This window comes from Pseudothermotoga thermarum DSM 5069, assembly GCF_000217815.1.
GTDB lineage: Bacteria > Thermotogota > Thermotogae > Thermotogales > DSM-5069 > Pseudothermotoga > Pseudothermotoga thermarum.
Genome location: NC_015707.1, coordinates 948,109 through 964,638, shown reverse-complemented (window position 1 = coordinate 964,638; position 16,530 = coordinate 948,109). Strand labels below are relative to the sequence as shown.

The 16,530-nt window shown below is 39.3% G+C and carries 19 protein-coding genes and 1 riboswitch; of the genes, 11 read left to right on the top strand and 8 right to left on the bottom strand.

From position 1 onward, the window contains the following. The first annotated feature begins 346 nt into the window (after positions 1 to 346). Entirely contained in the window at positions 347 to 1,174 is an 828-nt protein-coding gene (locus THETH_RS05000) for an AfsR/SARP family transcriptional regulator (RefSeq protein WP_211205282.1), read from the top strand. A 92-nt stretch (positions 1,175 to 1,266) separates the two neighbouring features. After that, positions 1,267 to 1,569 (top strand): hypothetical protein, encoded by a 303-nt coding sequence (locus THETH_RS04995; protein WP_041446403.1) that lies wholly within the window; start codon positions 1,267 to 1,269, stop codon positions 1,567 to 1,569. A 6-nt stretch (positions 1,570 to 1,575) separates the two neighbouring features. On the opposite strand, the gene THETH_RS04990 is transcribed toward THETH_RS04995, so the two are convergent. From THETH_RS04990 to THETH_RS04970, 5 genes are all read right to left on the bottom strand, one after another. Continuing rightward, a complete protein-coding gene (locus tag THETH_RS04990) occupies positions 1,576 to 2,367 on the bottom strand; it encodes an ABC transporter ATP-binding protein (RefSeq protein ID WP_013932289.1) in 792 nt (263 codons plus the stop codon). Continuing rightward, positions 2,360 to 3,343 carry a FecCD family ABC transporter permease gene (locus THETH_RS04985; protein ID WP_013932288.1) on the bottom strand — a complete coding sequence of 328 codons (984 nt, stop codon included), beginning with the start codon at positions 3,341 to 3,343 and terminating at the stop codon, positions 2,360 to 2,362. Before THETH_RS04985 ends, THETH_RS04990 begins: the two co-directional genes overlap by 8 nt. Position 3,344: 1 nt before the next feature. Then, a complete protein-coding gene (locus tag THETH_RS04980; protein ID WP_013932287.1) occupies positions 3,345 to 4,241 on the bottom strand; it encodes an ABC transporter substrate-binding protein in 897 nt (298 codons plus the stop codon). 52 nt (positions 4,242 to 4,293) lie between these two features. Beyond that, positions 4,294 to 4,475, bottom strand: a riboswitch (cobalamin riboswitch). A gap of 65 nt (positions 4,476 to 4,540) precedes the next feature. Beyond that, positions 4,541 to 5,644 (bottom strand): ABC transporter ATP-binding protein, encoded by a 1,104-nt coding sequence (locus THETH_RS04975; protein ID WP_013932286.1) that lies wholly within the window; start codon positions 5,642 to 5,644, stop codon positions 4,541 to 4,543. 2 nt (positions 5,645 to 5,646) lie between these two features. Beyond that, a complete protein-coding gene (locus tag THETH_RS04970; protein WP_013932285.1) occupies positions 5,647 to 5,913 on the bottom strand; it encodes a type II toxin-antitoxin system Phd/YefM family antitoxin in 267 nt (88 codons plus the stop codon). A gap of 151 nt (positions 5,914 to 6,064) precedes the next feature. Between THETH_RS04970 and ftcD the strand changes: the two genes are divergently transcribed. The 9 genes from ftcD to THETH_RS10770 are packed head-to-tail and all read left to right on the top strand — an operon-like array spanning position 6,065 to position 13,849. Then, complete coding sequence (gene ftcD / locus THETH_RS04965; RefSeq protein WP_013932284.1) at positions 6,065 to 6,985, top strand: glutamate formimidoyltransferase; 921 nt, start codon at positions 6,065 to 6,067, stop codon at positions 6,983 to 6,985. After that, positions 6,986 to 8,182, top strand: a complete 1,197-nt coding sequence (gene hutI, locus THETH_RS04960; protein ID WP_013932283.1) for an imidazolonepropionase — start codon at positions 6,986 to 6,988, stop codon at positions 8,180 to 8,182. It abuts the gene before it with no gap. Continuing rightward, positions 8,172 to 8,633: a 23S rRNA (pseudouridine(1915)-N(3))-methyltransferase RlmH gene (locus tag THETH_RS04955; protein ID WP_013932282.1), complete on the top strand. Its 462-nt coding sequence runs from the start codon at positions 8,172 to 8,174 to the stop codon at positions 8,631 to 8,633. The genes hutI and THETH_RS04955 overlap by 11 nt, the downstream gene beginning before the upstream one ends. 14 nt (positions 8,634 to 8,647) lie before the next feature. After that, positions 8,648 to 9,943, top strand: coding sequence for a hemolysin family protein (locus tag THETH_RS04950; protein ID WP_013932281.1), 1,296 nt, complete (start codon positions 8,648 to 8,650; stop codon positions 9,941 to 9,943). Then, positions 9,921 to 10,325, top strand: a complete 405-nt coding sequence (locus tag THETH_RS04945; protein ID WP_013932280.1) for a cytidine deaminase — start codon at positions 9,921 to 9,923, stop codon at positions 10,323 to 10,325. Before THETH_RS04950 ends, THETH_RS04945 begins: the two co-directional genes overlap by 23 nt. After that, on the top strand, positions 10,322 to 11,209 hold the full coding sequence (gene era, locus THETH_RS04940; protein WP_013932279.1) for a GTPase Era: 888 nt from the start codon (positions 10,322 to 10,324) through the stop codon (positions 11,207 to 11,209). The genes THETH_RS04945 and era overlap by 4 nt, the downstream gene beginning before the upstream one ends. Before the next feature lie 29 nt (positions 11,210 to 11,238). Further along, positions 11,239 to 12,309, top strand: coding sequence for an alanine/ornithine racemase family PLP-dependent enzyme (locus THETH_RS04935; RefSeq protein ID WP_013932278.1), 1,071 nt, complete (start codon positions 11,239 to 11,241; stop codon positions 12,307 to 12,309). Between the two features lie 3 nt (positions 12,310 to 12,312). Beyond that, positions 12,313 to 13,677: a glucuronate isomerase gene (gene uxaC / locus THETH_RS04930; RefSeq protein WP_013932277.1), complete on the top strand. Its 1,365-nt coding sequence runs from the start codon at positions 12,313 to 12,315 to the stop codon at positions 13,675 to 13,677. 4 nt (positions 13,678 to 13,681) lie between these two features. Continuing rightward, positions 13,682 to 13,849: a hypothetical protein gene (locus tag THETH_RS10770; protein ID WP_013932276.1), complete on the top strand. Its 168-nt coding sequence runs from the start codon at positions 13,682 to 13,684 to the stop codon at positions 13,847 to 13,849. 542 nt (positions 13,850 to 14,391) lie between these two features. On the opposite strand, the gene THETH_RS04925 is transcribed toward THETH_RS10770, so the two are convergent. From THETH_RS04925 to THETH_RS04915, 3 genes are read right to left on the bottom strand one after another with little or no spacing between them, the layout of a single operon-like run. Beyond that, the gene (locus THETH_RS04925) at positions 14,392 to 14,955 is read right to left on the bottom strand and encodes a pyruvate kinase alpha/beta domain-containing protein (protein ID WP_013932275.1); all 564 of its coding nucleotides are present in this window, start codon (positions 14,953 to 14,955) and stop codon (positions 14,392 to 14,394) included. Positions 14,956 to 14,985: 30 nt separating this feature from the next. Beyond that, positions 14,986 to 15,570: a YkgJ family cysteine cluster protein gene (locus THETH_RS04920; RefSeq protein WP_013932274.1), complete on the bottom strand. Its 585-nt coding sequence runs from the start codon at positions 15,568 to 15,570 to the stop codon at positions 14,986 to 14,988. 17 nt (positions 15,571 to 15,587) lie between these two features. Next, positions 15,588 to 16,526: a helix-turn-helix domain-containing protein gene (locus tag THETH_RS04915; RefSeq protein ID WP_013932273.1), complete on the bottom strand. Its 939-nt coding sequence runs from the start codon at positions 16,524 to 16,526 to the stop codon at positions 15,588 to 15,590. Positions 16,527 to 16,530 lie beyond the last annotated feature (4 nt).

Sequence of the window (16,530 nt, the reverse complement as noted above, 5' to 3'; positions counted from 1 at the left end):
CAATGCTTTGGTACAACCAATTAACCAAAATTAGACCACAACTAATCTTATGAATTTATTGGTGTTCTTAACAGTAAAAAGAAATATTTTCGAAATTATTGACATAAGTGAAGTTGTGTTAAAATTGATTAAACAGTCAATCACTTTTCGTTCGAGACTAACAATTTTAATTGTCGAAAGATTCTTAGAATGGGAGTGACAGTTTATGAAAATCAATTGCTTTGGGGATTTTACCATTATTGATGATGACAACAAAATGGTACAATTATGCGATATGAAATCCAAAAAAGCACGTAGTTTACTACGGTTTTTCATTGCAAATCGGGGAAAATGGATATCAACAACCATGCTTTGTGAATATTACTGGCCCAGCATGAATGAACAATACGCAAAAATGAGTCTGCAATGTGCCGTTCATGCTATAAGAAAGCTTCTTGAAAGCAAAGTCATTATTCACAAAGAGGATGGATATGTATTTGATCCAGATTTTGAAATCGAAATTGACGCCGAAATATTTGACAAATTGATCAAAGAAGCTTTGATAACACCAGAACGCGATTTGAAAAAACGATTGTTGTTTACCGCTTTAGAAATGTACAAGGGAGATTATATGCAAGAAATTTTATATGAAGATTGGGTGCTGCGCCAGAGAGAATATTACAAAGAAGTTTTCATTACAGCCTTGCTTGAATGTGCAAAATTAAAGATTGAAGAAAGTATGTACGACGACGCTATTAAGTTTGCACAGCGAGCGCTAGAAGAGGATATTTTCAACGAACGAGCCTGTTATCTGCTCATGGTGGCTTATTGGAAAAAAGGAAATAGAACAGCTTCTATGAAACTTTTCAAAGAGTTTTCCCAGCGTTTGCAAAGAGAATTAAATGTGAATCCTTCGAGTGATCTGATAAATCTTCATCAAATGATAATATCCAATTTGCCAGAAAAGAAAATAATTGTTGTTGAACGGTTATCTAAGGAAATTGATCTCGACGAAGTTTTAAGCCAGCTGAAAAAGATACTTAGACCAACCGATAAAGTGGAAAAGCTATCGGTAGACAAAATAGCAATTTGGTTGGATGGTATGAATGAAAAAGGTATAACAAGTGTTCTGCTCAGAGTCCAAAGTTTAATTACATCATCTCAACTCAATGTGTACATAAGAAATGCAAGATGACATATTCAGTCTTTTTTCAGAAATTGTTAACCAAAGATCAAGTATGCTGTGCAATAATAACTTTGAATTTTGTCTTACAGTGGGGGATTGGTGTGGCTTACAAATTCAAATGTATCAACTGTGGAGATGTGACTTTTTCCGCTTCCGCTTTGAAATATCAAAAATCGAAAAATTGTGAAAAGTGTGGTGGTAAGATTATTCAAATTTTTCCTCCATTGAAACTAGGAGAAATACTTTTAGAACTTGAATCGATAACCAAAGATCAACTTGAACAAGCACTTGCAATTCAACAACGCATTATGACGCATGTGGCTTTGGGAAAGATACTCCTTCGTTTGGGGTATATAAATCAATCAGAACTGGAAAAGGCTTTGAAGTTACAACAGTTAGAATAGCAAAAATCAAAACATAACGATGAGTTTTTTCGCGCCTAAATCTCTGTATGTGAAGAAATCTGTTTCATAGATTTGTTTTAACCTCTCAGGTGTTAAAACATCCTCGGGAGTTCCAAAAAAGCAAATTCTTCCCTCTTTCATAAGAACAATTTTTTCACAAATTTCTGCCGCAGTGTTTATATCGTGAAGAGCGGCAACGATTGTTTTACCTTCGCTGTGTAATTTTTTCAAAAGCATCTTTATTTCCCGAACATGTTTTGGATCAAGATGCGCTGTTGGTTCGTCAAAAAGAACGATTGTCGTTTGCTGAGCAATAATTCGAGCAATTGCCACTCGTTTTTGCTCACCTGTACTTAAATTTTGAAATGGACGATTTAAAAGATTTTTCGCATCAACTTTTTCCAAAGCATCTAAGACAGCTTTTTCATCATCCACAGTCCAACTTGGAAAGAAACTTTTCACGTAAGGTAGTCTTCCGCTCATGACGATTTCTTTAACCGTGAACTTGTAAACAGGCATAAAATCCTGCGTTACTAAGCCAACCAATTTGGCAATTTTACGACGGCTTGTTTTGAAGGGATCCAATCCACAAATTTCAACATGACCTTTTTGTGGTTTTAATATTCCTGCCATCACCTTGAGCAAGGTTGTTTTGCCACAACCGTTTGGTCCAAGCAAACCAACAAATTCTCCGCGGTTGACTTCAAGATCAATTCCTTTCAAAACGTATTGGTTTTCTTTCAAATCATTTTTCTGCGAATAGCTGAACCACACTTTTTGAAGAGCGATGTCACTCACGGGAAGCACCTCTTTTCATTATGAAAAGCATCACAGGTGTCCCAACAAAAGCTGTGACAACTCCTATTGGAAGTTCCGATGGGCTGAGAATAGTTCTCGCAAAGGTATCGCAGATGCAAAGAAAAATTCCTCCGATTATTGAAGACAAAGGTATCAAAATTTTGTGGTTGCTTCCAAACAAACGCCTAACGACATGGGGTGTTATCAAACCGACAAAACCTATTGTTCCAGTTACAGAGACAATTGAAGCGGTGGTGAAACTTCCTATTATGTAAATTAAAAGTTTAACGAATTCGACGTTTACACCTGATATTTTCGCTTGCGTTTCACCAAGTGCAATGGCGTTCAAACTTTCTGAAAATCCAACTGAAAGCAGAACAAAAGCTGCTGTTGATATCAAAGGAATCGGAATATCCTTCCACCCAACTCCTGAGAATGTTCCGTACAACCAAATATGAGCATTGGTGAAAGTTTTTCTAACAAGTAAAATTGCAACTATTGTTCCGGAGCTGAATAAAATACTCATCAACACACCGCTCAATATCAAATCGGTGGTGGGAGTGGTTCCATTTCGTCTTGCAAGTATCAAAGCCAAAGAGGAAGCCAAAACGGCAAAAGAAAAGCTTATTATTGGAAGCCTTAAAACGATTGAATAACCGTAATAACTTGCCAAAAGCAAAGATAAAACGGCCCCAAAGGAAGCGCCAGAGGATACCCCTAAAAGGTAAGGATCGACCAATGGATTTCTCAAAAGCCCTTGAAGGACGCCCCCGACTGCGGCAAGACCTGCACCGGCCACAACTGATAGGACTACTCTTGGCAACCTCACGTCCCAAAGAATTTTTACCCATCTTCCCTGCCTAAAGAAAAAAGCTTCAGAGAAATCTTTAAAACTCATTTTCACAGTACCAAACATCGAGCAAAGCACAATTGTTGCAAACAGCAAAACTGCCGCAGCCAGGATGCGCCATTTCATCTTATTTTCCTCCGTAGAAATCTTTGTACATGACTTCTATCATTTGGATCAACTGTGGTACAGCTCGGCTCAGGAGATTTCCATCGTACACGTAAACTCTGCGATTTTTAACAGCTTTTATCGATTTGAACGGAGCAAAATTGAGAATTTTTTGTTTTATTTCTTCTTCAGCACCCGGTATGTATCCGGCCACGACAATTACGTCGGGATCCTGTGAAACGATGAATTCGATCGAAATCGGCAGCCATCCATTAGGTCCAGTATAACCAGCCGCTATGTTTATTCCTCCAGCTAAAGTTATGATCTCGTGCAAGAAAGATCCTGTACCACATGTCCAGATTTCCTTGATATCTGGTCCAGGGACATCCAAAAGGTATACAACCTTGACACGTTTTTCAAGAGTAATTGCATAAGCTTTCTTTGCTATGTCCGTGTAGAATTTTTCAAGCTCTAAGGCAAGTTGTTTTGCTTTTTCCCTAACCCCACATACGGTTCCGACAAGCACAAGGTTTTGAAGTATGCCTTTGACCGTCGTTGCGTTTAAAACTATCGTTGTAAGGTTATGCTGCTCAAGTTTTGCAACTTCTGGAAGTTGAAATCCCCCATACGTTATTACCAAATCAGGATTTAAACTCAGAATTTTTTCAACGTTCAAAGGTACCATATTGCCTATTTTTTCAGCGTTTTGGTACTCATCCCAATTGGTTACTCCAACTATCCTATCTTCTAAACCTAGATATTGCAAAAACATAGTTGCCGATGGCGCAGCGCAGATAATTCGCATTGGCATCTTCTCGATGGTGACAACTCTTCCAGCATCGTCTACAACGGTTATCGGATAAGCTAGAAGAACACTTACAGCCACCAATAGAACCAACCAAACCGAAAACCTTCTCACAACTCAACACCTCCCGGCAAAAAATTTCACCATCCTCTTGGTCTCGAAGAGGATGGTCAATTGACCAGGGGCAGGTCTCCCGGCTCCCGGATCATCCTACTCTCCACGCCTTCCCGGCTTAAAAGCCAGTGGCATCACGTGGATTTCGTCCCCGGTTACGGTGGCGGACCCGCGCCGGATTTTCACCGGCTTCCCCTTTAAACCCTTGCGGGTACCCTCTGGCGCTCGAATATTAACTTTCAACATAATTATATAACAAAAGGGGAGGCTTTCGGCCTCCCCTTAATTATGAAAATCTTTCATATGATTGCCTCTTGTGTATCTTTATCAAACACGTGGATTCTATTCATGTCAAACACCAAATCGATTCTTGCTCCTTCCTGCGCCTGAGTTCTTGGATCCACTCGTGCAACCAAAACGTCTTCACCACATTTAACATGCAAAAGTGTTTCGCTTCCAAGCGGTTCAACTACATCAACAACACCCGTCACGGTATTTTCAGGTTGAGGCGCTACGGCAAAGAGTTTGTCGAATATATTTTCAGGTCGAATACCGAATATAACCTCTTTGTCAATCCATTTTTCCAAAATTGGTTCATGCTCTTTGACGACTTTCACCTCAAAACCGCTTGTTTTTATCCAAATACCTCCACCTTTTGCGATAACTGTTGCGTTTACAAAGTTCATTGCAGGACTGCCAATGAAACCAGCAACAAACAAGTTCTTTGGTTTGTTGTAGACTTCAAATGGTGTACCTATTTGTTGAATAACGCCGTCTTTCATCACAACGATTTTGTCAGCCATCGTCATTGCCTCAACCTGGTCGTGTGTAACGTATATTATTGTGGCACCCAATCTGTGATGTAACTTTTTCAGCTCACTTCTCATTTGAACTCTCAGCTTTGCGTCTAAGTTAGACAACGGTTCATCGAAAAGGAACACCTTTGGATTTCTCACAATAGCGCGTCCAACGGCAACGCGTTGTCTTTGACCACCGGACAACTGTCTAGGTTTTCTGTCGAGAAGATCTTCTATTCCCAAAATTCTTGCAGCTTCCCTTACCCTTCTGTCAATTTCGTCCTTTGGAAATTTTCTAAGTTTGAGCCCGAAAGCCATGTTTTCATAAACGGTCATGTGAGGATACAATGCATAGTTCTGGAAAACCATTGCTATATCGCGATCTTTTGGTTCTACGTCGTTCACAATTTTACCGTCGATTTTTATGATTCCAGAAGTAACCTCTTCCAGCCCTGCAATCATGCGAAGCGTTGTTGTCTTTCCACAACCGGATGGTCCAAGCAAAACGCAAAATTCCTTATCGTTGACTGTGAATGTCGCTTCTTTAACAGCAACGACTTTGTTGTCGTAAATTTTCGTAACCTTTTCAAGTTCAACCTGTGCCATTCTTACACCTCCTCGATATCCTCTTCAAGCATTTGATCTTGGCTTACCTTACCAAAACAAGATGGATCCCCAATCTCCAACAAGTACAACTCGTAAAGATCGTCTATAAACTTGCTTATTTTTTTGAACCTTTCATAATCCATCAAAACAGCTGCTGGATGCCCATTCTTAGTTATCACAACGTCTTTGTTTTTTGTAAGGTTCACCAGCTGTGACAATTTTGCTTTTGCTTCTGCAACGCTGTAAAACTCGATCTCTCTTTTTGGCATTTTTAATCCTCCATGACCATAATTATGGTCATGATTTATTATAATCGTTGAGTTGACCAAAATCAAGTACTTTGTTCAACAACCCAGCGATTCGACCAATTAACGCTGTAGTATAATGTTTTTTGAGAAGTAAAAACAGGAGGTGTAAGCGATGAAGATCGTTGAATCGGTACCTAATTTCAGTGAAGGAAGAAGGGAAGAAGTTGTAAGGGAAATAATAGCTGAGGCTGAAAAAAGAAAAGGGATTTGGGTTTTGGATTGGTCGATGGATCCAGATCATAACAGATCGGTTGTCACTTTGATAGGAGATCCAGATGTCATGGTTGATGCATTGTTCGATATGACGAAAAAAGCGATGGAATTGATAGATCTTCGCTACCACAAAGGAGAACATCCAAGAATGGGAGCAACGGATGTCATCCCATTTGTGCCAGTTTTAGGAGTTACAATGGAAGAATGCGTTGAACTTTCTAAAAGGCTTGGAAAAAGAATCGGTGAAGAGCTGAAAATACCTGTGTACCTTTATGAGCGATCTGCAACCGCGCCGCACAGGGAAAATCTTGCAGACATTCGCAAAGGTGAATTTGAAGGTTTCTTTGAAAAAATAAAAGATCCCATGTGGAAACCAGATTTTGGACCAGATGAGGTGCATCCAACTGCTGGTGTGGTTGCCGTTGGAGCCAGAGAATATTTGATAGCTTTCAACGTGAACCTTGGCACAAACAGGCTAGAAGTGGCTGAAAAGATAGCCAAAGCCGTAAGACACATAAGCGGGGGATACAGGTATGTAAAGGCAATAGCAGTGGAATTGAAGGATAAAGGTATGGTACAAGTGTCGATGAACATGACAAACTACAAAAAAAGCCCGCTTTTCAGAGTTCTTGAAACGATCAGGCGGGAAGCTCAAAGATACGGTGTACCTGTTGTGAGCACCGAGATAATCGGCATGGTACCACTTCAAGCCATGATAGACGTTGCACAATTTTACCTCCAACTGGACGATTTTGGAGTAGATAGAGTGATAGAAAACCGATTGCTTCAGATTCTTGCAAAAGAGGGGGCAAAAGATTGAATGAACTATTTTACCGTTTTTGCAAAGAAGCTGTACACCGCACTTGGAAATAAACCTAAAAGAGGATTGGAACTTGGTAAGATAGAAAAATACGAAAACGTCTATGTAGTTATAGAAAATGGCAAAATAAAAGATTTGACAAAAGAAAAACCCGTTGATGCAAAATGCATATTTGCCGATCTTGTTATCCCAGGTTTTGTCGACTGCCATACCCATATTCCATTTTATGGTTACCGTGAAATGGACTTTCTCAGGAGGGTGGGGGGATTAAGCTATCTCGATATCCACGCCTCAGGTGGGGGAATTTACGAAACTGTAGAAAAAGTTAAAAATGCGGAACTTTCAGAACTTGTCAGATTTAACTTAAAGCTGCTCGCAAAGTACTTTAAAAAAGGTGTCACTTGTTTGGAAGGAAAAACTGGCTATGGATTGAACGAACTAGATGAATTAAAACAGCTTCAAGCGTTGAAAATTCTTGGTAAAATTTCCCATATGGACGTGGTTCCAACGTTTATGGCTGCGCATGCCGTACCAAAGGGAACCAGTCCAAGTGAATACATGGACAAAGTCATCGAAATGCTACAAAAAGTCCAAAACGATTGTCAATTTGTGGATGTATTTTGCGATGTTGGGGCATTTGATCTTAAGCAAACGGAAAAGCTTTTGATTGCTGCAAAAAATATGAACTTCAAAATACGAGTTCACGCAGACGAAATTGAAAGAACAGGTGCAACTCAGCTTGCCGTTAAATACGGTGCAACCTCGGTTGAACATGTCCTTAAAATCAGCGAAGAAGATATAGACATTCTTGCGCGAAGCAACACTTTTGCTGTACTCATGCCGGCCACAAGTTACTATTTGAATGAAAAATACGCTCCTGCAAGAGAATTGATCGACAAAAATGCTCTTGTTGCGCTTGCAAGTGATTTCAACCCAGGCTCAAGTCCAGTTGTTGAACCTTCTTTCGTCATGAATCTTGCTGTAAGATATTTGAAAATGAATCCCTATGAAGTTTTAACGGCTTTTACTTTGAACTCAGCTGCAGTACTTGGTCTTGCGGACAAAATTGGAACAATAGAACCTGGTAAAGATGCAGATCTTTTGCTTTACAACGACGCAGACTTGGAGACAGTGATGTACCTTATAGGCATTACTCCCGATGTGATAATAAAGAGGGGACAAATCTTTGAAAATTAAAATAATCGTTGTTGGAAAGCTGAAAGGTTTTGCCACTGTTGCAGTTCAAGAATACTTGAAAATGCTGCAAGGATATTCCAGAATCCAAATTGTTCAAGTAAAGGGATCAACTTATCTTGATTCAAGTTGCGATGAACACTTGTTGAACCAAGAGGCAGAACAAGTCATGAAACATTTAAAGGATGACTATGTAATTTTGCTTGATGAGAGAGGAAAAGAATACGATTCCATTGGTTTTGCAAAACATTTCGAAGGTTTGCTGGCGTTACCAAAAAGTTTGGTTTTCGTCATTGGTGGACCGTTTGGCGTTAGTGAAACTTTGAGAAAAAGAGCCGATGAAATGATTTCTCTTTCAAAGTTGACCTTCACACATCAACTTGCTGTTGTTGTACTTTTAGAACAATTGCTTAGGGCTTTTAAAATAATCAACAACGAAAAATACCATTATTAAGGAGGGGAGAAGAAGTGGAAGATCCGTTGAGTAGCAGTTATGATTTGCTGCTGAGATTTCTAGCAATGGTTGTGCTGTTGATTCTTTCTGCTTTTATTTCTGCTTCTGAAACGGCTCTAACTTCTATTAGCAAATTAAAGCTTCTGAGAAAAGAAGAGAAGGACAAAATTCTAAAGGTTAACAGACTGCTCACGGCAATTTTGGTTTCCAACAACTTTGTAAACCTGATGCTTTCATCGATAACCACGGTTTTGTTCATCAAATTGCTTTCGGGCTTAAAGGAAGGAATCGTAGTACTCTTGAGTACCTTGTTTGTAACCATCGTACTTTTGATATTCGGAGAGATAACTCCAAAGATATACGCCAGAGAATACGCCGAAAAGGTTTACGAAAAATCTGTAAAGTTTATATCTCTTATAGAAAGATTGCTATCGCCGCTGATAATGGTATTGCTTTTTATCAGCAACAAACTGGTACAACTCTTTGGCGGTCAAGCCATGGAAAGCACGCCTTTCATAACAAGCGATGACATTGTTGCGGCTGTGAATATAGGGAAAGGAGATGGCACAATAGGTCATCAAGAAGGATTGATCGTAGAAAGAACCTTTGAAATGAGTGAGACAACTATAAAGGAAATCATGACTCCAAGAGTGGATGTTGTGGCCATAGAAGAAAATGCTTCGCTTCAAGAGTTAATGGAACTTGTTGAAAAAGAAGGTTATTCCAGGATACCCGTTTACAGGGGAGATATAGACAACATAGTGGGTGTTTGTTATGTCAAAGATGTCGTGACACTCCTTGCCAAACCAAGCGAAGAAAACTTGCTGAACAAGAAAGTCAAAGAAATAATGCGAGAGCCAATTTTCGTTCCAGAAACAATGAAAGTAAGCACGCTGCTAAAAATATTCAAGGAAAAAAAGGTACATCTTGCAATAGTTGTGGATGAATTTGGTGGTACCGCAGGAATCGTGACATTGGAGGACATATTGGAAGAACTTGTTGGAGAAATCATGGATGAGTACGATTACGATGAGGTAAACGAAATAAAGAAAATCTCCGAAAATACTTATTTGGTCAAAGCAACCATTCCTATAAACGACTTAGAGAGAGAACTTGACGTTGAACTCCCTGAAACTGAGCATGAAACGCTCGCCGGATTTTTGCTAGAATTTTTCCAACGCATACCGTCTGTTGGAGAGGAAATAACAGTTGGTAAATTTCACTTCAAAATAGTTGCGGCTACAAAAAATCGAATTGAAAGAGTTTTGATAACTGTTAAAGGGGTGGATGAAAATAAAGCCAAAAAATGAGGAATTAATAGAGCTTGCTTTAAAAGCCATGCAAAAAGCTTATGCTCCGTATTCGAATTTCAAGGTTGGCGCAGCCTTGCTCACAAAAAGCGGAAAAGTTTACTTGGGCTGCAACGTTGAAAACGCATCGTATGGTTTGACAATATGTGCCGAACGCGTTGCCATCTTCTCTGCGGTGGCTGATGGAGAAAGAGAATTTGAAAAATTAGTTGTAGTGGCAAATACACCACTACCAGTTAGTCCATGCGGTGCGTGCAGACAGGTGATGGCAGAGTTTGGAAATTTTGAGGTGATCCTTGTTGGAAAAGATGGAAAGTATCGAATAACTTGCGTTGAGGAATTATTACCATACGCTTTCAATTTAAGGGGTGAGCAAACTTGAAATCAGGTTTTGTAACACTCGTTGGGCGGCCAAACGTTGGAAAATCGAGTTTGATAAACTCTTTCCTTGGCCGCAAAGCCGTCATAGTTACTGAAAAACCTCAAACTACAAGAAACACCATCAGGTGTATATACAACGATTCAGAGAGTCAGATAATCTTTGTAGACACACCTGGAATTCATGAGCCACTTCACAGACTAGGAGAGTTCATGGTGAGATCTGCAATTCAAGCTTTGAAGCACGTTGATTTAATACTCTTTGTGGTTGATGCCTCAAGAGGGGTTGGAGATCCAGAAGATCGCATATGCAACATTCTCAACCAAGCCAAGAATAGAGTCTTTTTGGTTGTAAACAAAATTGACATAGCAGACGATTATGAGAAGATACCTGAATTGATAAAGCAAAAACTTGAAATTGAAAAGGTCTTCTTCACAAGTGTTGTCAAAGGTATTGGAATAAGCGAGCTTCTTAATGCTGTGAAAGAAGCGCTTCCTGAAGGTCCACAGTACTTCCCAACCGATATGGTCACCGACAGGCCTTTATCCTTCCAGATATCGGAAATAATACGTGAAAAAATATTGCTACTCACTCGAGAAGAAGTTCCACATTGCGTTGCGGTGATAGTTGATGAAATTGCCGAAAGAAGCAATGGGGTTCTGTACGTTGCTGCCACTGTATACGTCGAAAGAGACTCACAAAAGGGAATTTTGATAGGAAAGAACGGTTCCATGATAAAACAAATTGGCACGTTGGCACGCTTGGAAATAGAACAACTCGTCGGAAAAAAGGTGTACCTTGATCTGCATGTCAAGGTCAAAAAAGATTGGAGAAACAAAGACTTCATAATCCTCAACGAAATAGGGATGAAAGCTGAGATTGAATAAAATTCATTTTCCAAGGAGGAACAAGTCCGGTGCCTTTCCTTGAAATACACTTACCCAAGGTACGTGAAAACGCCGAAAAAGTACTATCGCTGTGTAAAAGCTTTGGAATAGAAGTTGTAGGAGTTACAAAAGTTAGCCTCGGAGATCCAACGTTGGCAGAAATTTTAAGGCAAGCTGGAATAAAAATCATAGCGGAATCGAGAATACAAAACATCGAGAGACTTTTGAAAAATGGAATAGAAGGTCCATTCATGATGATTCGAGTGCCACCAAAAAGCGAGTTGGAAAAAGTGGTTCAGTATTGCGACTATATCCTTGTTTCTGAACCACAAACTGTTGAATGGATCGAAGAACTTGCACAACAGCTTTCAAAAAGCCCAAAGTTAATTTACATGGTCGACGTAGGGGATCTACGCGAAGGTGTTTGGTACAAAGAAGCCGTTGAAGAAATCTTTGCAAGTTTTAAGCTATGTAAAAAGGCAAGAATCGTTGGTATCGGAACAAACCTTGGATGTTATGGAGGGGTAATTCCAACACCAGAAACTTTGGCAAAACTAATTTCGGTTAAAGAGAAACTGACCGAAAAAGGGCTTGACGTTCAGATAGTTTCAGGTGGTGCAACCGCGACTCTGAGATTGGTTGAGGAAGGAAAATTACCACCCCAAATAAATCAACTGAGGATTGGAGAGGCAATATTCCTTGGTACCGATGTGACAAATGATAGAGTGATCAAATGGTTGAACCAAGACACCTTCATTTTGAAAGCTGAAATCATAGAGATAAAAACCAAGCCATCTGTGCCTGAAGGAGAAATAGGTTTTGACGCCTTTGGTCGCAAACCTCAGTTCATTGACAAAGGTCCAAGAAAAAGGGCAATACTTGCTTTAGGCGAACAGGACACCGTACCAAAGCAACTCATCCCTCTCCTGGACGGTGCGCAGGTCATACACGCCTCAAGTGATCACACTTTGGTGGATATAACCGAATGCAAAATTGATTTGAAACTTGGCGATTTTATTTCTTTTCGTTTATCTTATGCAGCTCTTTTAAGAGCCATGACATGTCCACACGTTGAAAAAATTTACATGAAGGAGGAATGAGTGATGAAGTTTCTTGGGGAAAAGTACTTACTTTCCAGCGACTTTGCATTGGTTTTGTACGAATCTGTAAAAGATCTTCCAATTGTGGATGCACACAACCACTGCGATGTGAGAGAAATCTATGAGAACAAGGGCTGGGAAGACATTTGGCAAGTTGAGGCTGCAACCGATCACTACGTTTGGGAACTGATGCGAAGAAGTGGGATAGACGAGGAAAGAATTACAGGTAAAGCTTCAAATTACGAAAAATGGGTTGCTCTTGCAACCGTTTTTCCAAGGTTTGTTGGTAATCCCACCTACGAGTGGATACACCTCGATTTGAGAAGACGTTTTGGTATACAAGAAATCATTCGAAAAGAAACAGCTGATTTAATATGGAACAAAACGAAAGAATTGTTGAAAAAAGATCACATGAAACCAAGACAACTTTTGGTCGATATGAACGTTGAGATCATGTGCACAACGGATGATCCAGCCGATGATTTGATTTACCATAAAAAGCTACAAGAAGAATTTCCTGCTGTGCGGATATTACCAACATGGAGACCTGATAGAGCTTGCAGAATTGATAAACCCGATTGGAAAGATTACATAAAAAAACTAGAACAAAGAACAAACATATCCATTGTCAACCTTGATGATTTCATAGAAGCACTTAAGAAAACTCATGATTACTTTGCACAACTTGGATGCAGATGCACCGATCATGCAATACTTGAACCAAACTTTGAATACGTTTCAAAAGAGGAAGCAAGCAAAATCTTTTCAAAAGCTCTCACAGGTGTTGCAACTGAAAAAGATGCCGAAAAGTTCCTGGCTTACATGATGTACCAATTTGGTGAGATGAATGTTGAAAAGAATTGGGTTATGCAACTACACATAGGTGCGTTGAGAGATTACCGTGACAAGCTTTACAAAGCCCTTGGACCAGACAGTGGAGGAGACATAGTTGCTGGATATGTGAACATCGCAAAAGGCATGAGGCAATTTTTCAATTATTTTGATGGAAGACTTAAAATGGTTCTCTACTGTTTGGATCCAGGATGTTTACCAATGATTGCAACAATTGCTCGAGCATTTGAGAATGTCTTCATCGGAGCTCCTTGGTGGTTCAACGACAGTCCTTACGGTATGAGAAGCCAGCTTGAATACATTGCAACTGTTGATCTTTTGAGCAACTTTGTGGGAATGGTTACAGATTCTAGAAAATTGATGTCTTATGGATCACGCACCGAAATGTTCAGACGCGTTTTGTGCGATGTTGTTGCTAATATGGTTGAGAAAGGTCAAATTCCAGAACCTGAAGCTTTTGAATTGTGCAAAAATCTCTCTTACTTGCGGCCAAAAGAATTTTTCTTCGGGAGGTGAAATTATGGAAGAACTGAATGAATCCGATCGAAAAAAGATAGAAAAAAAGGTCAAAGAAGGTTATGAACTTTTGGAAATCCTGGTGAAGGAAAAGGGAGACAGGTACGCGATAATGCATAAAAACGAAAATTACATAGCGATCAAGCTGTCAAAGCAAAAGAAAAACAAGTAGAAATTTTCAAAATTGACTTAGGTATAAAAACAAAAAGCGGGCATAAAAGCCCGCTTTTTTTAATTCGATATTCTATTTTTTTCCTTTTGAGTATCTGCTCTCGATCCTCAACTTTTTCCCTGTTGAAAAACTTACTACATCTTAAATTTGTATATTTCTTTCATACCAACATCCTTCAAGTTAAACCAAAAAAACACGTCAAAACCTCCAAAGGTTTTCTCCTTTGGTTCTCTTTTGGACTAGTCCATTAATACAATATACACCAGAAAAAATCTAACATCCTCAAACAAACCCATAATCACCGTATTTTTAAGCGTCTTCAAGTCGAAAAATCACCCTAAAAGCTAAAAATCGAACCTGCAAGCAAAATTTTAAAGATCGTAACAACAACTTCATTCTAGTATCTTTTCACCTAAAACTCAATTAAAACTTAGCCAAAAGATGCTAACATGGTTGCTTGCATTTCACCAGTATTCTCCCCATGGCAAAACCTAACTTACTCTGAGCGACGCCACGACAAAAAAACAACCAGCGAACTTGTTTCAAATGTTTGGACAATCAGAAGGCATGCAGATAATCTTACCTATCCTGAGTTCAAGCATTCTTGATGTATTTGCTGGTTTTAGAACAACGCATGTATCAAGTCCTCTTGAAGTGCCTCCACACGTTACAATCCATTCAGAGCATTTCACCAAACCAGCATCTGCGGCCATCAGAGCAATTTCCACACAAACTTTCATACCTTGCGAGAACAACCTCAATGTATTTGCCACAATCTCAGCCAGATGAATACCTTGATATTCTCTTCTAAAGGCTCTTTCAATACCAGATAAAACGTGCGTGGCCGTCAAGACTTTGTGGCCTTTTTGTAAAAGCAAATTTCTTACTTCTTCGGGGAACTCTTGTTCATCCACCTGCTTGAACCCTGTATGATGCGTTACGACAATTAGCTGAAAGTCGTCTGGAATCATTTCCAAAGCTTTCTTGGCACTCTTTCCCGTTGTTGAGGCAATCAAAAGCTTTTTACCAAATTTCCTTGCCTCTTCTATGGCTAATTTCAAGGTTTCTTCGGTATTATGTTCTCCTGCTTCTTTGAATAGCACCATCCTTCCACCCCCAACGAACTTGATAATTCATCACGAAGCAGTTGCTCTGAAGAAATAATCGTAGCTTAAGACATACTCCAAAGCTTTTTTCAAAGCCTCATTTATCGGGTACTTTTTAACGGCAAGGTAAGGATCTATAGTTATCAATTTATCGTTAAAATCGTTAGCAATCGGCAACATAGCTGTGTCAAAGCTTTGTGATTTCAACTTTTTGCACGCTAGATAATCTAATTGTCTTTTTTTCAATAAGGCACTTGATCCAAACAATCTACAAACCAACGGACGAAACTCGTAGATCGTGCAACCACCCTGTGGAAGCAACGTATGGTCAGGTTGTAAAAAGACACATAAAGAACTTTCAGTTGCTGCTTTATATTCTTCGTATTTTTGAACTAAAACGTTCTCTTTATGCCACTTTATAACCAATGGGAAAAATTCCAAAATGCTTGCCTCTATATTTTCAACATCTGTCAAACAACAATCCCTGCAACCGTACGGGCAAGCCGGCAAACTCGGTCTAATCAGTTCAATTCGTTTATCAAATTTTTTGTACAAATCCATAACTTGTTCGGCTTTTTCGTAAAGTTTATTCAAATAAGTTTTTTGGACTTTCATATGCTTCTTTCAAGATATCAAGGCTTTGTCCTTTTGATTCCATACTTTTTTATCTTGTAAGAAAGTGTTTTATAGTTTAATCCAAGCATGGCTGCGGCTTTCTTTCGATTCCAAGAAGTTTTTTGAAGAGCATCTTGAATCAACTGTTTTTCGACTTGCGCCACTATTTCACTTACGTACTCTCGCATACTCATGGATTTTATATCATCGACTGTAATGGAGTCTTTTAAACAAGATATTATGTCTTCACCCGAGGCGTATCTGTAGATTACACGAACAAGTTCTTCCGTGTTGCCGGGCCAGTTGTAACTTGTAAGTAGCCTCATCACATGTTGATCTGGAAAAACCACAGTTATGTTCTTGTGCTTTTGATGAATCCAAGAAAGAGCCTTATCCACCATGTATGGAATATCCTCTTTTCTCTCCCGTAACGGAGGAATAGAAACGTTGATTAAATTTTCAATAGGCGACGAAGATGTGATTATATCGACCTTCTTACCATCTAAAATCACCTTGTAGAGCTTTTCGGCGACTTGTTGATAGCACGAATTGGAAAAATAATCTACATAGGCTTCTACTTGGATGCCGTTCTCCGCCACTATCACAAAACAATCCGGTTTTTGAATTTGAAGCTTTTTTAAGGTCTTCAACGTTTCAACGATCTTTACTCCTTGAAGCTCTATATGCTTATCAAGTATATCGCTAGTCCTCTTGCATTCATCAAATTTGCTTCGGATCTCGACATATTTTATAGCAATCAAAAACGATTCAACATTGCTTACAAAAACGGCGGATCGCTGCCTTTCGTCAAAAGGACCATAAATTATGTCCCAAAAATCTTCCATAAGTTTTCTTTCATACTCTTTTTGATCAACATAAAATTCAACGTGAATTTTTTCCAACGTCGTTGGGAGAGTTAAAGAAGACAACTGCCATGGCAAAAGAACTCTTATCATTCAC

Bases quoted from the DNA above. Each gene is read 5' to 3' on its own strand.
- THETH_RS10770 (WP_013932276.1), top strand. From the start codon at position 13,682: ATGGAAGAACTGAATGAATCCGATCGAAAAAAGATAGAAAAAAAGGTC.
- THETH_RS04915 (WP_013932273.1), bottom strand. From the start codon at position 16,526: ATGATAAGAGTTCTTTTGCCATGGCAGTTGTCTTCTTTAACTCTCCCA.
- THETH_RS05000 (WP_211205282.1), top strand. From the start codon at position 347: ATGCTTTGTGAATATTACTGGCCCAGCATGAATGAACAATACGCAAAA.
- THETH_RS04975 (WP_013932286.1), bottom strand. From the start codon at position 5,644: ATGGCACAGGTTGAACTTGAAAAGGTTACGAAAATTTACGACAACAAA.
- THETH_RS04945 (WP_013932280.1), top strand. From the start codon at position 9,921: ATGAAAATAAAGCCAAAAAATGAGGAATTAATAGAGCTTGCTTTAAAA.
- THETH_RS04970 (WP_013932285.1), bottom strand. From the start codon at position 5,913: ATGCCAAAAAGAGAGATCGAGTTTTACAGCGTTGCAGAAGCAAAAGCA.
- THETH_RS04925 (WP_013932275.1), bottom strand. From the start codon at position 14,955: ATGGTGCTATTCAAAGAAGCAGGAGAACATAATACCGAAGAAACCTTG.
- ftcD (WP_013932284.1), top strand. From the start codon at position 6,065: ATGAAGATCGTTGAATCGGTACCTAATTTCAGTGAAGGAAGAAGGGAA.
- hutI (WP_013932283.1), top strand. From the start codon at position 6,986: ATGAACTATTTTACCGTTTTTGCAAAGAAGCTGTACACCGCACTTGGA.
- THETH_RS04985 (WP_013932288.1), bottom strand. From the start codon at position 3,343: ATGAAATGGCGCATCCTGGCTGCGGCAGTTTTGCTGTTTGCAACAATT.
- uxaC (WP_013932277.1), top strand. From the start codon at position 12,313: ATGAAGTTTCTTGGGGAAAAGTACTTACTTTCCAGCGACTTTGCATTG.
- THETH_RS04920 (WP_013932274.1), bottom strand. From the start codon at position 15,570: ATGAAAGTCCAAAAAACTTATTTGAATAAACTTTACGAAAAAGCCGAA.